15 protein-coding genes and 2 pseudogenes are annotated in these 14454 nt (G+C 56.4%); all 17 read left to right on the top strand.

Features of this window, described 5'->3' with window-relative positions:
• Nucleotides 1-109: 109 nt before the first annotated feature.
• Nucleotides 110-334: pseudogene (locus NXS98_RS07625) on the top strand (RHS repeat-associated core domain-containing protein); the annotation flags it as partial.
• Between the two features lie 90 nt (nucleotides 335-424).
• Nucleotides 425-718 carry a hypothetical protein gene (locus NXS98_RS07620; RefSeq protein WP_283847877.1) on the top strand — a complete coding sequence of 98 codons (294 nt, stop codon included), beginning with the start codon at nucleotides 425-427 and terminating at the stop codon, nucleotides 716-718.
• Between the two features lie 1077 nt (nucleotides 719-1795).
• Nucleotides 1796-2107, top strand: coding sequence for an RHS repeat-associated core domain-containing protein (locus NXS98_RS07615; RefSeq protein WP_283847876.1), 312 nt, complete (start codon nucleotides 1796-1798; stop codon nucleotides 2105-2107).
• Complete coding sequence (locus NXS98_RS17970; protein ID WP_425499943.1) at nucleotides 2104-2427, top strand: hypothetical protein; 324 nt, start codon at nucleotides 2104-2106, stop codon at nucleotides 2425-2427. Before NXS98_RS07615 ends, NXS98_RS17970 begins: the two co-directional genes overlap by 4 nt.
• A 303-nt stretch (nucleotides 2428-2730) precedes the next feature.
• Nucleotides 2731-3228, top strand: coding sequence for an ankyrin repeat domain-containing protein (locus NXS98_RS07610; RefSeq protein WP_283847875.1), 498 nt, complete (start codon nucleotides 2731-2733; stop codon nucleotides 3226-3228).
• Nucleotides 3229-3315: 87 nt separating this feature from the next.
• On the top strand, nucleotides 3316-3603 hold the full coding sequence (locus tag NXS98_RS07605) for a hypothetical protein (RefSeq protein ID WP_283847874.1): 288 nt from the start codon (nucleotides 3316-3318) through the stop codon (nucleotides 3601-3603).
• Nucleotides 3557-4276 carry an RHS repeat-associated core domain-containing protein gene (locus tag NXS98_RS07600; RefSeq protein ID WP_283847873.1) on the top strand — a complete coding sequence of 240 codons (720 nt, stop codon included), beginning with the start codon at nucleotides 3557-3559 and terminating at the stop codon, nucleotides 4274-4276. The genes NXS98_RS07605 and NXS98_RS07600 overlap by 47 nt, the downstream gene beginning before the upstream one ends.
• Before the next feature lie 277 nt (nucleotides 4277-4553).
• On the top strand, nucleotides 4554-4829 hold the full coding sequence (locus NXS98_RS07595; protein ID WP_283847872.1) for a hypothetical protein: 276 nt from the start codon (nucleotides 4554-4556) through the stop codon (nucleotides 4827-4829).
• Between the two features lie 32 nt (nucleotides 4830-4861).
• Nucleotides 4862-5479: a hypothetical protein gene (locus tag NXS98_RS07590; protein ID WP_283847871.1), complete on the top strand. Its 618-nt coding sequence runs from the start codon at nucleotides 4862-4864 to the stop codon at nucleotides 5477-5479.
• A 220-nt stretch (nucleotides 5480-5699) separates the two neighbouring features.
• Nucleotides 5700-6113 carry a hypothetical protein gene (locus tag NXS98_RS07585; RefSeq protein ID WP_283847870.1) on the top strand — a complete coding sequence of 138 codons (414 nt, stop codon included), beginning with the start codon at nucleotides 5700-5702 and terminating at the stop codon, nucleotides 6111-6113.
• A gap of 44 nt (nucleotides 6114-6157) precedes the next feature.
• A complete protein-coding gene (locus NXS98_RS07580) occupies nucleotides 6158-6703 on the top strand; it encodes a hypothetical protein (protein ID WP_283847869.1) in 546 nt (181 codons plus the stop codon).
• A 3309-nt stretch (nucleotides 6704-10012) separates the two neighbouring features.
• Entirely contained in the window at nucleotides 10013-10669 is a 657-nt protein-coding gene (locus NXS98_RS07575) for an RHS repeat-associated core domain-containing protein (protein ID WP_283847868.1), read from the top strand.
• Nucleotides 10670-11133: 464 nt separating this feature from the next.
• Entirely contained in the window at nucleotides 11134-11640 is a 507-nt protein-coding gene (locus NXS98_RS07570; protein WP_283847867.1) for a hypothetical protein, read from the top strand.
• 1205 nt (nucleotides 11641-12845) lie between these two features.
• Nucleotides 12846-12986: pseudogene (locus NXS98_RS07565) on the top strand (RHS repeat-associated core domain-containing protein); the annotation flags it as partial.
• A 9-nt stretch (nucleotides 12987-12995) separates the two neighbouring features.
• Complete coding sequence (locus NXS98_RS07560; RefSeq protein WP_283847866.1) at nucleotides 12996-13661, top strand: hypothetical protein; 666 nt, start codon at nucleotides 12996-12998, stop codon at nucleotides 13659-13661.
• On the top strand, nucleotides 13658-14017 hold the full coding sequence (locus tag NXS98_RS07555) for a hypothetical protein (RefSeq protein ID WP_283847865.1): 360 nt from the start codon (nucleotides 13658-13660) through the stop codon (nucleotides 14015-14017). The genes NXS98_RS07560 and NXS98_RS07555 overlap by 4 nt, the downstream gene beginning before the upstream one ends.
• On the top strand, nucleotides 14007-14396 hold the full coding sequence (locus NXS98_RS07550) for a hypothetical protein (RefSeq protein ID WP_283847864.1): 390 nt from the start codon (nucleotides 14007-14009) through the stop codon (nucleotides 14394-14396). The genes NXS98_RS07555 and NXS98_RS07550 overlap by 11 nt, the downstream gene beginning before the upstream one ends.
• Nucleotides 14397-14454: the final 58 nt, after the last annotated feature.

Below are 14454 nucleotides of genomic sequence, written 5' to 3'. Positions count from 1 at the left end.
TGATTCATTACGGCCCGAATGCAGGGGTGTATTTTCTGGTGTATGACGGGAATGGGAATGTGATGGGTTACTTGCGGGCGTCTGATGGAGTGTTAGTGGCCCAATATGAATACGGCCCGTTTGGCGAACTTCTTCGTGCCACGGGCCCCTGGCCAAGGACTTCAATCATCTCTTCTCCACCAAATACTTTGACTGGGAAACCGGCCTCTCTTACTACGGCCACCGTTACTACTCCCCCACCACCGGACGTTGGCTCTCCCGCGATCCCATTGGGGAAGATGGCGGCATCAATCTATACGGATTCGTTGAGAACGATCCGATTTCTGAGGCTGACTTGTTTGGATTGAGCCCGTTCACCGCGACTTCTGGTTGCAAACGGACGGCTCTACGTGCCTCGCTGACTATTCCGGGATGGATGAATCCCGTGTTGATCACGATCAGCAACATTGACCGATGGGATTTCACTCACGGCGATTACACTGAATGTTCGGTCTGCTGTTCCAAAGGCGGCTTCGGGAAAACCGCGACAATCAATGCGGGCTTGCTCCTCGAGATGAAGTTCTCAGGTCGGAAGATTCCTCTTGGTATTGCTACGTTCGAGTATGGGCTTTTGGGCGGATCGGCGGTTCTGGCGGGCTCTACGGTGGCTACAGCACCTGTGACAAGACTGCGTATGGAGGCGGGTGTGTTGCATTTTCTGGAGAAATTGGTTTGCTAGCTTCTATTGAAGGAGGGCGGTTATGGGGGTGGAAATTGGGGCTGGGGCAAGAGGTGGCTTTCGGTTTGCATATCAGATGTGCCTGTTTTGCACCGCTGACGGATGTGCGTTGCGCCATCGTGTTTGCGGCGCGCTAAGAGGCAGGTATTGGGGCAGTGTGAAGGTCGGGAAACGGAAATGGGAGGTTCATCGGGAATACAGCATCAACTCATGCACGCCTTGGGGATACATCGCAGGTATTCCGCAGCCAGGCGAACCCGATGTTGCTCCGCCGATCTCAAGCGACTGAAGAGCCTCCAAATGACAGAGAGTGGCCCAAAACCCTTCGTTAAACTGCAAAGCGGAGAGCGGCTGGACGCGGTCTCGGAAGAATTACTGTCCGAGATACTTAAAAGCTCCACCCGGAATACAACGGGAGAGCCACATTCCATTTGAGCGACCAAGAATGGATATCCGTTAATGGCTGCGTATCCGAAGGGTTTGCAATGTCATTCAAACGCCCTGGTCAACCAGATGTAGCCTACTGTTCCAAAATGTTGTCCGTCGCAGAAGCTAAGCGTGTCCTGACTTCCTTCCTCCGTGGAGACCCCGGATGGAACGCGGGATTGCCGTGGAAGCTGGAGAAGCGCACCAGCAATCGTCTGATAATAGTGCTGGTGATTTGCGTCGTGGCTTCGATCATTGTCTTTTTCGTATTCGATTTGCTCGAATGGTGGTAACGCAGGTTGCAGGAGAAATGCACAACGCAGCTGTCCCGCCAAAAGGTGAGAATGAGGTTAGCGCCCTCTGGGATGGGGCGGAGGAAAGGAAAGGCCGTGCTGTTTCGCTGGCCACCCGCGCCTTGCCGCACAGTCTTGAGTCACGGAGACCGGAGAGGGGGAGCAATGAGGGCTTGAAGGGAGGGGGTTTTGGGGGATATTGGGTTTGAGGTCAGCCACAAGATGCAGGTGAATGAAGCCATAGGCGGGTGGGCAATCGTGGAGGAGAAAAATTGTCCCGCAGTGCATGGGCCAAGGCGCGAGGTGCGCACGCACGTGTGGGGGTGGATTTGTCGGGGACGACGCACGGGGCGGGGGCGTGGGTGGTTTGGTGGCAACGGTGATTCACAACGGCCCGAATGCGGGGGTGTATTTTCCGGTTTATGATGGCAACGGAAATGTGATGGGTTACGTACGGGCGTCTGACGGCATCATGATTGCCCAATACGAATACGGCCCGTTTGGCGAACTTCTCCGCGCTACCGGCCCCCTGGCCCAGACCTTCAATCATCTCTTCTCCACCAAATACCACGACTGGGAAACCGGCCTCTACTACTACGGCCACCGTTACTACTCCCCACCTCCGGCAGGTGGCTGTCACGGGACCCAATTGCGGAAGCAGGAGGTTTGAACCTGTATGCAATGGTTGGAAACGATCCTATTAGGTTGATTGATATCCTTGGGCTGGTTGAATATAAGTTCGAGGTTGTTAGGGGCGATCCGACTAGCGACGCTTCCATTTTAGGAGCATCAGGGCGTTGGGGCCAACCTTGGTGGTGTGCGGACGGCAGTTATACGATTTCGGATGCTCTCGCTTATTCAACAGTGACAATCACCTCGCGCGATGCTGGGGAGGAGCATGCAACACCGTGGACAAGCCAGAATCAGCGGGCACTATTCTTCTGTATTTGCGGGAGGAAGATTGCCCTGGAACATTCGATGTCCAAGTAAATGGCCTAATCAGTGTGAGTGGAACCGGGCCTCGCAGCGCCGCCAATGGTAAGTTTGAAGCTGGCGGCAAGCGCATTTTGATGCCTTTGGGACAACCACCGCGCCTGTGACACGAGCTGCGGCTGCAAATTTCCGGATGACACTCAACAAGCGTTGGAAGCTAACCGCCAAATACACTCCAACAATTTCCTTCCCCAGGATAACGGAACCCGTAGCACCGGCACTGCTTATGGTGTAGTGCAGTACGTTTCAGCAACGCGGACGGGATCAAAGTAAATTAACTCAGTCACGTAATTTGACACGATGCAAAGACTGTTATGCGTTCTTTCGATCTGTCTGCTGTGCTCCTGTAACCAGACCAACCCGAATATCGACCTGCTGGATGCTGCTGAGGCGGGCAACCTTCCGGGAGTCAAGGCGGCGCTGAGGGCAGGTGCAAACGTGAACTACTCGTCTCCTGTGAAGTTCGGCTGGACACCGTTGCTGGCGGCTGTGTTTCACAATAACACGAACGTCATACCAGAGTTGCTCGCCGCTGGCGCAGATATAAACTTAGCGTCAAAAGACGGGGAGACGCCGTTGATGATGGCAGTGAGTCGGGGTGATGATTCTGTTGGGCTTGTGAAATACCTGATCGACAAAGGTGCCGATATAAACCGCAAAGACAACTCAGGCCGAACCGTCATTGACTTGGCAAACGCTCTCCCACCAAAACCAAAGATTGTTGGGGTATTAGCAGAAGCCCAAAGGACGGGACAACTCAGCATATCGCCGACTGCACAAACGAACACGGCACGTTGAATATTTGTTCTCCCCGTCGCCAAGAATGCCGGCTTTAATTTCCCTTGAACGAGGAAAGAGCTAAGCTCTCGGACTGAATTTCCGGGTTTGGTCCCCTGGCCGACGTTGTGGTTTGGGTATGATTGGATGGAGCGGCGGGTGAGCAAGGTGGTGTCGAACCGGGTGAATGGGGTGTGGCAGTTGCAAAGACGGTGGAAATATGTGTATGATGGATGGAACATGATCGCCGAAGTCGAAGAAGTGACGGGCGAGGTGCGCACGCACGTGTGGGGGTGGATTTGTCGGGGACGACGCACGGGGCGGGGGCGTGGGTGGTTTGGTGGCGACGGTGATACACAACGGCCCGGATGCAGGGGTGTATTTTCCGGTGTATGACGGCAACGGGAATGTGGTGGGGCTGGTGAATGGCGCAACCGGAGCATGGGCGGCGGAGTATGAGTATGGGCCGTTTGGGGAGCCGATTCGCGCCACCGGGCCGGTGGCGTTAGTGAATCCGTTCCGGTTTTCGACGAAGTTTTGTGACGACGAGACGGGGCAGTATTACTACGGCCACCGTTACTACCATCCCCACACTGGCAGGTGGCTCAGCCGCGACCCAATTGGAGAAGGAGGTGGACTGAACTTGTATGGGCTGGTGAACAACCAACCGGTCCACTTCGTGGACCCGCACGGGCTTTGGGGCATCAAGATTGGCCGTGTGCACCTTGGTTGGGGCGAGCCCACGTATGTGTTCGACCGGGAGGTATGGCAAGAAATCAAGGAGCGGTGGCACACCGGCTTGGATGCGATAGGGGTCATTGAGCCGACCCCGTTGGCCGACGGTTTGAACGCCCTTCTTTATGCCATGGAAGGGGGATGGGGCAATGCGGGAATCAGCGCGGTGGGCATGGTGCCTTTCCTGGGTGACGGGGCCAAGCTGTGCAAGTATATTGGCAAATATGGTGCTAAAGCCGCAGAAAGGGGACTCCTTAGCAGGACCTCCGGGGAGCCACGGAAAGCGGCCTGTTCCAGCGAATCCAAACGGCCTTCCAACGCAACGGAGGTGTGATGCAAGCTGATGCGGAGAGCACACGGTTGCTGCGATCTCTCGGCGCGGAGGGGGCAACGCTGGACTCCTCAACCATCCTGCTTCGGCAGAACCCGAGCACGTCGGCTGTGTATGAGGAACTCATTCACAGCGCGCAATTGAGGCGAGGAATGACCGACGTCACTCGGATGGAGATCGAGGCGGCTGAGAAGCTGATTCGGTTTCGGCACGGCTACGGAATACCGAATGCAGAAACTCGACAGACGATTGAACGGCTGCGTCAACTGCGAGGTGGCCAATGAACGATCCTCGCGCGTTGACAACGTTCTTGGTTGAGGAAGTGGGCGTCCTCCATCAGGGCAAAGTGGCGCTTGCCGGTGTCGTCCATGGGCAGCCCGTCACCCCCGGAATGCGTGCTGTCGTTCTGACTGACGCGGAACAATTGACCGTCGAAGTCGTTTCCATCGGCATCGTTGATCCACCTCCACCAAATCCTGACAAGAAGTTGTTGCAGGTGCGAGTCTCTGGCGGAGACGCACGGTCGCTCAGGTCCAAGATGCTCTATCTCAAGTGAAGACGCAGCTACAGTTACGACTCCGGTTCGCGATGTTTGTATGGGCGTTCCTGACGGCAGTCGTCTTCGTCTTGCCCGTTACCATGGCCTATGACGGGCACTACGACACGATACCCTACGACACTGGTGAAGCCGCTATCAGCTACGACGCCATTCCTTCGCTCGCCGCAAGCGACGAGAGAGCCGAAGTGTCTGGTGATCGTGTCCCCTTTGCCGGTTTCACCGAATTTCTTGCCGCAAATAGGGCACTGCGACTGCCAGCCACCGATACGACGCTGGCTGGAACTCGCACACTTGGCTATACGACTCCCAGCGGGAATGTTTTTCTTCAGCCGGGGTTATCGAGAGCCGAGCAGCTTTCAACGCTCCGGCACGAATCAGTTCACGCCTTTTTCTCGCCAAGAGGGAGCGGGCCTGTGGCGACGTTCAGGCAAAACCTTGGCCAATGGGGGTACGACAACTCGCAGTTGCTACGCTTCACGGAGGAGGCAATTGCCGAAACCTACGGAAGTGGAAGTCTGCTACAAGGACTGCGACATCCGTTCGTGAACGGCTATGGCATTACTCCAGGCGGCTTGCTGTTGGAAGGTGGAGTTGTTGGGGGCGGCATTTTTGGCGCAGGCTACCTCGGCTCACAAGGAGGCAACTGATATGGTCACCAAAGAAAAAGCCTTGGAAATCGCGCGTGAAGAATGCACGCGGCGAGGATGGCCTTGGAACGAACAGACATCCGTGAAGTGGAGTTTCTTTTCCTACACAGTATGGGGCGGTGGCCGAAAGGGTGGGAATCTCTACATCAAGATTCGGAAGCGAGACGGCCAGATTATAAGCGCAACAATGACGCCGAGATAGCGTGAACCACATTCTTGCATGCCTGCTGGCGCTGCTCTTTTCATTGAGCGGCCCGGCAATGAAGGGAAATGCCGTAATTTGGCACTCCCTCTTGCCGCAAAGACGGCAGTGCATGGGCACCACCCGCTGCCAAAGTTCTTGGGCGGCGATGCTAGCCAACTCCTGAGCAAGCTTGACCCGAAAATCCACACCGAGTTCCATCAAATCCTCCGCCAGAATCTCAAGGACGCCGGAATACCGCTGAACGTTGGTAGGAAAGGAGGCAGTGCGGCGGATTGGGCGCAATACATGCAGTTCAATCCTGGTGGTCAACGCACAGCTTTCGACTCGGTTCTCAACGCATCGCGGGCCATTGACACGAAATACAGCACACAGATCACCCAGGACATGTGGAAGAACATCATGTCAGGGAGCTTCACGCCGTATCCATGAGTGTCTTTTTCAAACTGTCGTCCACGACCATGAATCCTTGCAGCATGGTCAAGCCTGCTTACGAACAGGCCCGAAGGACTTGGCTTTGCACTGGGTGCGCATTCCCGAAGGCCGATACGAAGGAGGTTGATGCGACCATTCAGGAGGAAAAGCCGGACAACACGCCCCTGAACATGATCAGTGGGTGTGGTGTCGGAATCGCCCGCAAAGACTTCTTGTTTTCGTTCGGTGAGGATTTGGTCCGCCAGCATCTCTATCTCGGCCAGGTGTTTGCTCCTGACAAACGCCCGCTGGAGAGTTGGGTCACGTTTGTCGGTCGCCATCGAATCATTGTCCGTGGCTCGAAGAACGCGGGCGTTCGGCGCTGTGCGGAATGTGGCAGGAATGCCTATTTCGCAATGGGTCAACTCTACCTATATCCGCTCCCGCCAGAAGGCGTCTCGATTTTCGATGCCGGGAATGGCGTTCTGGTTGTTACCGAGCAACTCGTCCGCCAACTGAACCTGAACGCATGGCGAAAGTTGGATTGCACGAGACTCTTCGTGCCGGACTACCCCGAAGATGGATTGGTGGAACTGAAGGCAATGTGAGCTCCGCTGTTCCTCCCATACGGTCAAGACAGAGTAGCGGTAGGCGGCACTCCCGCCCCGGCCCTGGCCGCTGGCCACGGGCCGAAGGGGCTGAGGGCTGGCCCCGATCTGGGCGACTGTGACGGTCATGATCCTGGCGCTGCTTTGCGACACGCCACCTGACAAGGCAATGGAGGGTGAACGCCAGCAAGTGGTTCTTGTGGAGGCGACAAGGGGCAGTTTTCGGGGTGTCATTGTGGACGACGCTCTTGACGCGGGGTCAAGAGGGTGGTTCAGGCGAGCGACCCGGTGCTGGGGATGGCCGTGCCGGTCACGCGGACGACGAGGAGGATGACCCTTCAGCCGCAGTCGCTGCCGCTGTTTGGTGGGCCTCGGCGGCGACGAGAGGATGGAGCCATGAAGGCTTGATTTAGGGCGTGGGAATAGAGGGCGAGAGCGGGGTTGGAGTTGACTTCGGCGGGACGCTCCCGCTTTGCGGGACGGGACGCAGGCGCTCCCGAGACTGGTTGTCCAAGTCTTGCATGCGGGTGAGCAAGGTGGGGACGAACGAGGAGAATGGGAGGCTGGGTTTGAATTAACGCCAAGGCGCAAAGGCGCGAAGACGCAGGGAGTTGAAGGTCTTACTGGGCGTCAAGTAGCGCACGCGTCCCGCCTGCGGGTTCACGGAGCCTCCCGGCTCCGTGATTGCAGAACTGATAAGGTCAAGCGGACCCGTTCGGAAACAACAAACCGTGCGTTAATCTTTCATGCGCCGTAACGCAGTCGTGCATGAATCGAAAAGTGGAAATTGGCCTGCGGGACGCAGGCATCACCCGCAGGCGAGGACGCCTACGCTACATGGGGTACGCCTTGCGCTACGAAACCGCCCCTAGACTTCGGCCTACGTGAGGCAGACCAAAGGCCGATTTGGGGGCGAATAAGGGCTTGAAAGGGTAGGGGATTTGGGGGATATTGGGCACGAGGTCAGCCACGAGATGCAGGTGAATGAAGCCATAGGCGCGTGGGCAATCGTGGAGGAGAGGAATTGTCCCGCAGTGCGTGGGCCAAGGGGTGCGGTGCGCACGCACGTGTGGGGGTGGATTTGTCGGGGACGACGCACGGGGCGGGGGCGTGGGTGGTTTGGTGGCAACGGTGATTCACAATGGCCCCAAGGCGGGGGTGTATTTTGCGGTGTATGACGGGAATGGGAATGTAATGGGTTACGTGCGGGCGGCGGATGGGGTATTGGTGGTCCAATACGAATACGGCCCGTTTGGCGAACTCCTCCGCGCCACGGGCCCCTGGCCCAGAACTTCTATCACCTCTTCTCCACCAAATACTTTGACTGGGAAACCGGCCTCTGTTACTACGCTTACAGATATTACGGTCCGACTAAGGGAGGTGGCTGTCCAGAGACCCGATAGAGGAGATGGGCGGCCCGAATCTCTACGGATTCGTTTACAATCGACCAATAACCCACATTGACACCGATGGTCGTTTGGTTGGCGAATCTGTCGGAGTAGCGACTACACTTGGGACTTCATCTTCTGGCGGTGCTGGAGTTACTATTACGGTGACGGCTGGTGGAGGTGCCGCCGCCACAACTGCCACTGTAAGTGCTGGCACTGTCCTTGGTGCGGGAACATTATCTTTAGGGGCCGGTGTCGGAGCCGGTTACTTGATCGGCTATTTTCCAGTAGATGGTACGACACTAAATCAATACAATCAGGAAGGGTGGTCACAAATACTTGCTCCATTATATGCACAAGATGTCCAACCTGTTCAACGCACCCCGGAGCAAATTGGGCAGGCTGCAGCGAATGCCGCGAATGCGGCGGCAGCAGATATTGACAAGAAAGCCGCCACTAAACTAGACAAAGACTCCTGCTGTACGGATGACGCAAAACGCAAGTGCGATTGTAAGGCAATTAAGCACATTACCCTATATGTAGTGCCACGTCGTGGCGCCCCGGGGTTTCATTTGGTCATGCCTTTGTTTCTATACCCGGCATGGGATCAAGAGGCTGGAGCCCTGTACGTCTTCCGAGTCCACTAAGTGAAGTTCTCCCTGGAGTTGCGCAGGATGATTCCTTTTTGATACCGTACGCAAAAGTAGCAAAGAGATATCGTGCATGTCCGTCTAGTGTTGCGGCAACCATTGCTAGCGTTGGTGTGAATTCAAAACAGATGTATCACCTTCCCAATATCATGGGACGGAACTGTGCAGGTTGGGCTAGTCAAGTGTTGGCAAATGCGGGTTTTGCAGCGCCTCAGGCACCTAACACCCCTCGCTTACACCCTGAGCAGCTCTTAGCTCCTTAACATATCACAAGTGTCATTCCTATGCTTCCAGAGGAAGTTCTTAATGCAGTGCGAGAGTTTTGTCTTGGTAAGCGCCTTGATTTTCCAGATGTTGAACTGGATCGCCTTTACAAGGATGATCCGGAATTCAGAGATAAGTATGATCGTGACCCGGTTATCCAGGAAGCCCTGAAGAATTGGTCTCATTTCATAAACCGTCGAAAACCCGAAACGTGAGCCCTTTTATTTATCCCTACTGCTTCCAAACATAGCCAGAGTATCCCCTTGGCGCGATCAGACACACGCTTAGGACGCCTGTTTCCCACCCTTTACACATATGCGTGACGTCATGCGCATGCATGACACTGGGCTTGCCCCGGTTTGATGGACACCCGGTGGGCGGGTGCGGTAGAAACACCGTGTACATGAAAAAGCCAACCTCAGCCAACCGCAGGAAGCCGCCCCGGGGCGACCAAACCCCATCCCCAAGCCAAACGCTACGACGACGCCTTCAAGCGGCTGGCCGAGGAGCGCAGCTAAAAATCCTCCCTCTACCCACGGGGAGAGGGCTTGGGTGAGGGGCGGTTTTCCCCTTCGTTCCCTTCGTTTCCTTCTGTTCAAAATTTGTGTCCATTCGTGTCCATTCGTGGTTCTTGTTTCCACTTTCACGCGTTCTGCCCCCTTTTCCCTCCACCCCATCGTAGCAGAAAGCCAAGGTGAGGGTCTGTAGCGCAGGCGTCCCCGCCTGCGGGTTCACGGAGCCTCCCGGCTCCGTGATTGCAGAACTGATAAGGTCAAGCGGACCCGTTCGGAAACAACAAACCGTGCGTTAATCTTTCATGCGCCGTAACGCAGGCGTGCATGAATCGCAAGGTGGGAATTGGCCTGCGGGACGCAGGTATCACCCGCAGGCGAGGACGCCTACGCTACATGGGGTACGCCTTGCGCTACGAAACCGCCCCTATGGCCTAGGTGAGGCAAGCCAAAAGCCGATTTGGGGGCGAATGAGGGCTTGAAGGGGAGGTGGTTTTGGGGGATATTGGGTTCGAGGTCAGCCACAAGATGCAGGTGAATGAAGCCATAGGCGCGTGGGCAATCGTCGAAGAGGGGAATTGTCCCGCAGTGCATGGGACAATGGGTGCGGTGCGCACGCATGTGTGGGGAGTGGATTTGTCGGGGACGACGCACGGGGCGGGCGGTGTGGGTGGTTTGGTGGCGACGGTGATTCACAATGGCCTGAATGCGGGGGTGTATTTTGCGGTGTATGACGGGAATGGGAATGTGATGGGGTACGTGCGGGCCTCTGACGGTGGCGTGGTTGCCCAATACGAATACGGCCCGTTTGGCGAACTCCTCCCCACCACCGGCCCCCTGGCCCAGGCCTTCAATCACCTCTTCTCCACCAAATACTTTGACTGGGAAACCGGCCTCTCTTACTACGGCCACCGCTACTACTCCCCGCCACCGGCAGGTGGCCAAACAGAGACCCCATTGGGGAGTTCGGGGGATGAACCTCTACGGCATGGCGGGCAACGACCCGGTGAACTGGTTCGACGTTTTAGGCTTGTGCAAGAAGGGGGATTGCCAGGTGAAGTATTTGGGTTCGAAGAACCGCCGATTAGCGTATTTCTCAATCCAAAACTTCATGGGATCGGATTTGGGAACTCCGCCTCAAGAGATTCTTGACCTGATTCGTGACACAACTCTGGAGGAACTTTTCGCGAGATTGCCACGAGAAATCTTCCACACGATAGCGAGTCGAATCACTCTGATTCTGACCGCTGATAAAAACGCCCTGTTGCACTGGGAGCTTCGCTACAAGGCCAAAGCGGACTACGAAATACGGAAGTGCGAATGCAAGAAGCGGAACCCATGGACACTTTGGACGTGCTGCACCGAGTGGGGATGGTCAAAACCGTCAAAAGGCACGATTGACTTGAAGACCAATTATTCAGGGAGGACTTCACACCGGACGTGAACAACAGATCCGCTTTTGTCCAATCACTCACAAGCTCGTTCATCGAGTCTGTCCGCGACGGGAACAGCCAATTCGTCACCGCTGACGGATGGGGCAGAATTTTCCAGGAGGAGATCGAGAAGAAAAAGAGTGACCTCGGCTGCAAGAACATCGAGTTCGTGACCGATTTCAAATGAGCCTGCCGCCTCTCAAAGCCTTGCAATTCCTTGTCTTCGGGGGCTTATGTTTGCTGGCGCTGCTAGGATGCGGTCGGCAGAAAGCGACAGAACGTGTGCTGGAAGCGGTCAACCCTAAGGAAGTAGCGGTGACCAACGGACACGCAGCGATACTGCGACTCGGCGACGGCTACGCCGCAATCGTTCCAATCTACGTTCGACACAACGAAATCAAGTATCGCGTCTTCACCAGTTCCAACGGCGTTTTCCAAGCGAACGGAGAGCCTGTTCAGGAAGGTGTCGTCGCAACCACGACCCTGGTTGACATTGGCGGTGTTCGGGTCTTTGTCGGGTATGGCGGAGAGAACACTACGTCAGTAATGCTGGATTTTGGCGATAACACCAGTGGCATTGCAGTGTTTGCCACGAACGATCTGCGATTGGTGAATGTGTCACGACTTGAGTTCAAACAGGGCAAGCCGCTTAACCCGTCGGACTTGATGAAGGCAATTGGAGAGAAGTAGGCACGGCTGTCCCGCACAAACGGTGAATAGGAATCAGCCGCACACAGGCCGTGCGGAAGGAAGGTCGGCCATCCGGCTTCTCCTCTGTGGGCTACGGCGGGACAAGCCCGCACCTGCTTCTCGCCCCGCCTGTCGGCCACGCGCTGAAGGGGCTGCGGTTTGGCTCGGATCTGGGCGAGCGTGATGGTCATGATCCTGGCGCAGCAATGCGACACGCCACCAGAGAAGGCGATGAGCTGTAAACGGCTGGATGCCGTTCATGCGGAGGTGACAAGGCGCGGTTTTGGCGGCGTGATGGTGGACGATAGCGCTTGACGCGGGGTAAATGGGGTGGTTCAGGCGAGCGGCCTGTCTGCCGACAGGCAGGCCCGGTGCTGGGGCTGGCCGTGCTGGTCACGCGGACGACGAGTAGGAGGACCCTTCAGCCGCAGTGGCTGCCGCTGCTTGGTTGAGGACAGTGGAGACTTCAAAGGACGAACACACCTTTTTCCGACAAGGAATGATGAACGGAGACGATGTAGCGCAGGCGTCTCGCCTGCGGGTTCGCGGAGCCTCCCGGCTCCGTTACTACAGAACTGCCAACGTCAAGCGGACGCGCTTGGAAGCACTAGGCCTCGCGTCAATCTTTCATGCGCCGTAACGTAGGCGTGCACGAATCGAAAAGTGGGAATTGGCCTGCGAGGCGCAGGCCGGCCTCGCAGGCGGGGACGCCTACGCTACATGGGGTACGCCTTACGCTATGATACCGCCCTTAAACTTCGGCTTACGTGAGGCAGACCAAAGGCCGATTTGGGGGCGAATGAGGGCTTGAATGAATGGGGATTTGGGGGATATTGGTGGCGAGGTCAGCCACAAGATGCAGGTGAATGAAGCCATAGGCGCGTGGGCAATCGTCGAAGAGGGAATTGTCCCGCAGTGCATGGGACATTGGGTGCGGTGCGCACGCACGTGTGGGGGTGGATTTGTCGGGGACGACGCAGGGGGCGGGGGCGGGGGTGGTTTGGTGGCGACGGTGATTCACAACGGCCCGAATGCGGGGGTGTATTTTCCAGTGTATGACGGCAATGGGAACGTGATGGGCTACGTACGGGCCTCTGACGGCGCCACGGTTGCCCAATACGAATACGGCCCGTTTGGCGAACTCCTCCGCGCCACCGGCCCCTTGCGCAGACCTTCAATCATCTCTTCTCCACCAAATACTTTGACTGGGAAACCGGCCTCACTTACTACGGCCACCGCTACTACTCCCCACCCCCGGCCGGTGGCTCTCCCGCGATCCCATCGGGGAACTTGGTGGGCACAATCTCTACCGGTTCGTGCGGAACGACTGCGTAAACCGAATTGATGCGCTTGGGTTGATTGATGAGATCAGCACGGTTGAAGAAATCGAAGCCGAGGTCGCCTTGTTGATTCAAGACGCCAGGAATAGGGGGATGAACGTGGCGGCAGACATGCTTCAGAACTACGTGAACGGTGGTGGTGACCAAGTGTTGTCCGTTGGGTGGCTCAGAAGCTTCGACAGAGTTCGAAACGCTGAGAAGAAGAATCAAAAACACTTCGAGCAGAGCTTCAAGAAGATCGCCGCCGAAATGAAGTGTGACGAGTCGCGGACTTTCAGCGACTACTGGGATGCACTGATCAGCTACTCTGGACGCGGTTTTTCAACTGAGGAACTGTTTTGGGCATCCGGCGATTCAACACTTACGTCCTCCGGAAGTTTCAGCCTCAAGAAGAATTGTTGCGTTCAGAAGTATCGAGGCAAAGGCATCAATATGAACTGCTCCGAGGTCATCATCACGGGGAATGTTAACCACCACTGGCATGACGTGTATGACTGGCACGCAGGTTTGGGCGTTAGCATTCCGGGGCACGGGCGAATTCCTGACACTGCGATGGACAAACTACGCACCCAAGGAAGGGCGAAGAACTTCAACATGACCTCCGACTGGCGGCAGAACCTCGTCGGCAAAATCTTCAATTGCCCGAGCTACGGAGCATACTTCCAATGGACTGGCCTATGAAAACACGAATCATCGCTGCTGCCTGCGGCCTCGCAATCCTTTTGGCCATGACTGGATGCAATCGTGATTTAGTCGAGTATGAACCGTTGAAGTTGCAGACCGGTGCGCAGAACAAGCTCGTTCCCGCTCCTGAGTTGAATACACCTGCCCATCTCGAAAGCGTCAAAGTCGTCCTGAGTTTTTACGGTGAGCAATGGCAGACGAACAGCAATGGGAAGCTGTTAATCACGCGCAAGCTTTCCAACGACAAAGAGCTTGTGTGGAATTACACCAAGAAGGCCGAAGACCCGAAGTTCATCGAGAACGCGCACGCGCAAAGAAGTAAGAAGTTGGCTGACCAACAAGATGTACGCTGATGCGAAGAACACCAAATACGGCTACACCGCCGGGGGCAGGTTGGAGACCCGGTTGTGGGCGCGGGGCACCAACACCACCTATAGCTACGACAACGCGGGAGAGTTGAGCGGTGTGGACTACGGTGACACCACGCCGGACGTCACCCTCACCTACGACCGGGCCGGGCGCTTGCAGGCGGTGGCGACCAATGGGGTGACGGCGGTGCAGCGGACGCACACCTGGACGGGCTTGCTGGCAAGCGAGACGCAGGGAGAGGTGATCGTAAACTATGGTTATAATTCCCTGCGGCAGTTGGAGACGCTGAATGTGACACGGGCCGGAACCAATCTGCTGTCGGTCAGCTACCAGTACGATGAGGCGTCGCGGCTGCGGGGGTGAGCTTCGGGTCGTACACGGCAGCCATTTCGTACTGGCCAACCTCCTCGCTGGTGAGTAG

Origin of the sequence: Fontisphaera persica (genome assembly GCF_024832785.1) — a bacterium.
GTDB classification, from domain to species: Bacteria; Verrucomicrobiota; Verrucomicrobiia; order Limisphaerales; family Fontisphaeraceae; genus Fontisphaera; species Fontisphaera persica.
Note: the sequence above shows the minus strand (reverse complement) of the source record. Positions and strands in the feature narration are given on the sequence as shown.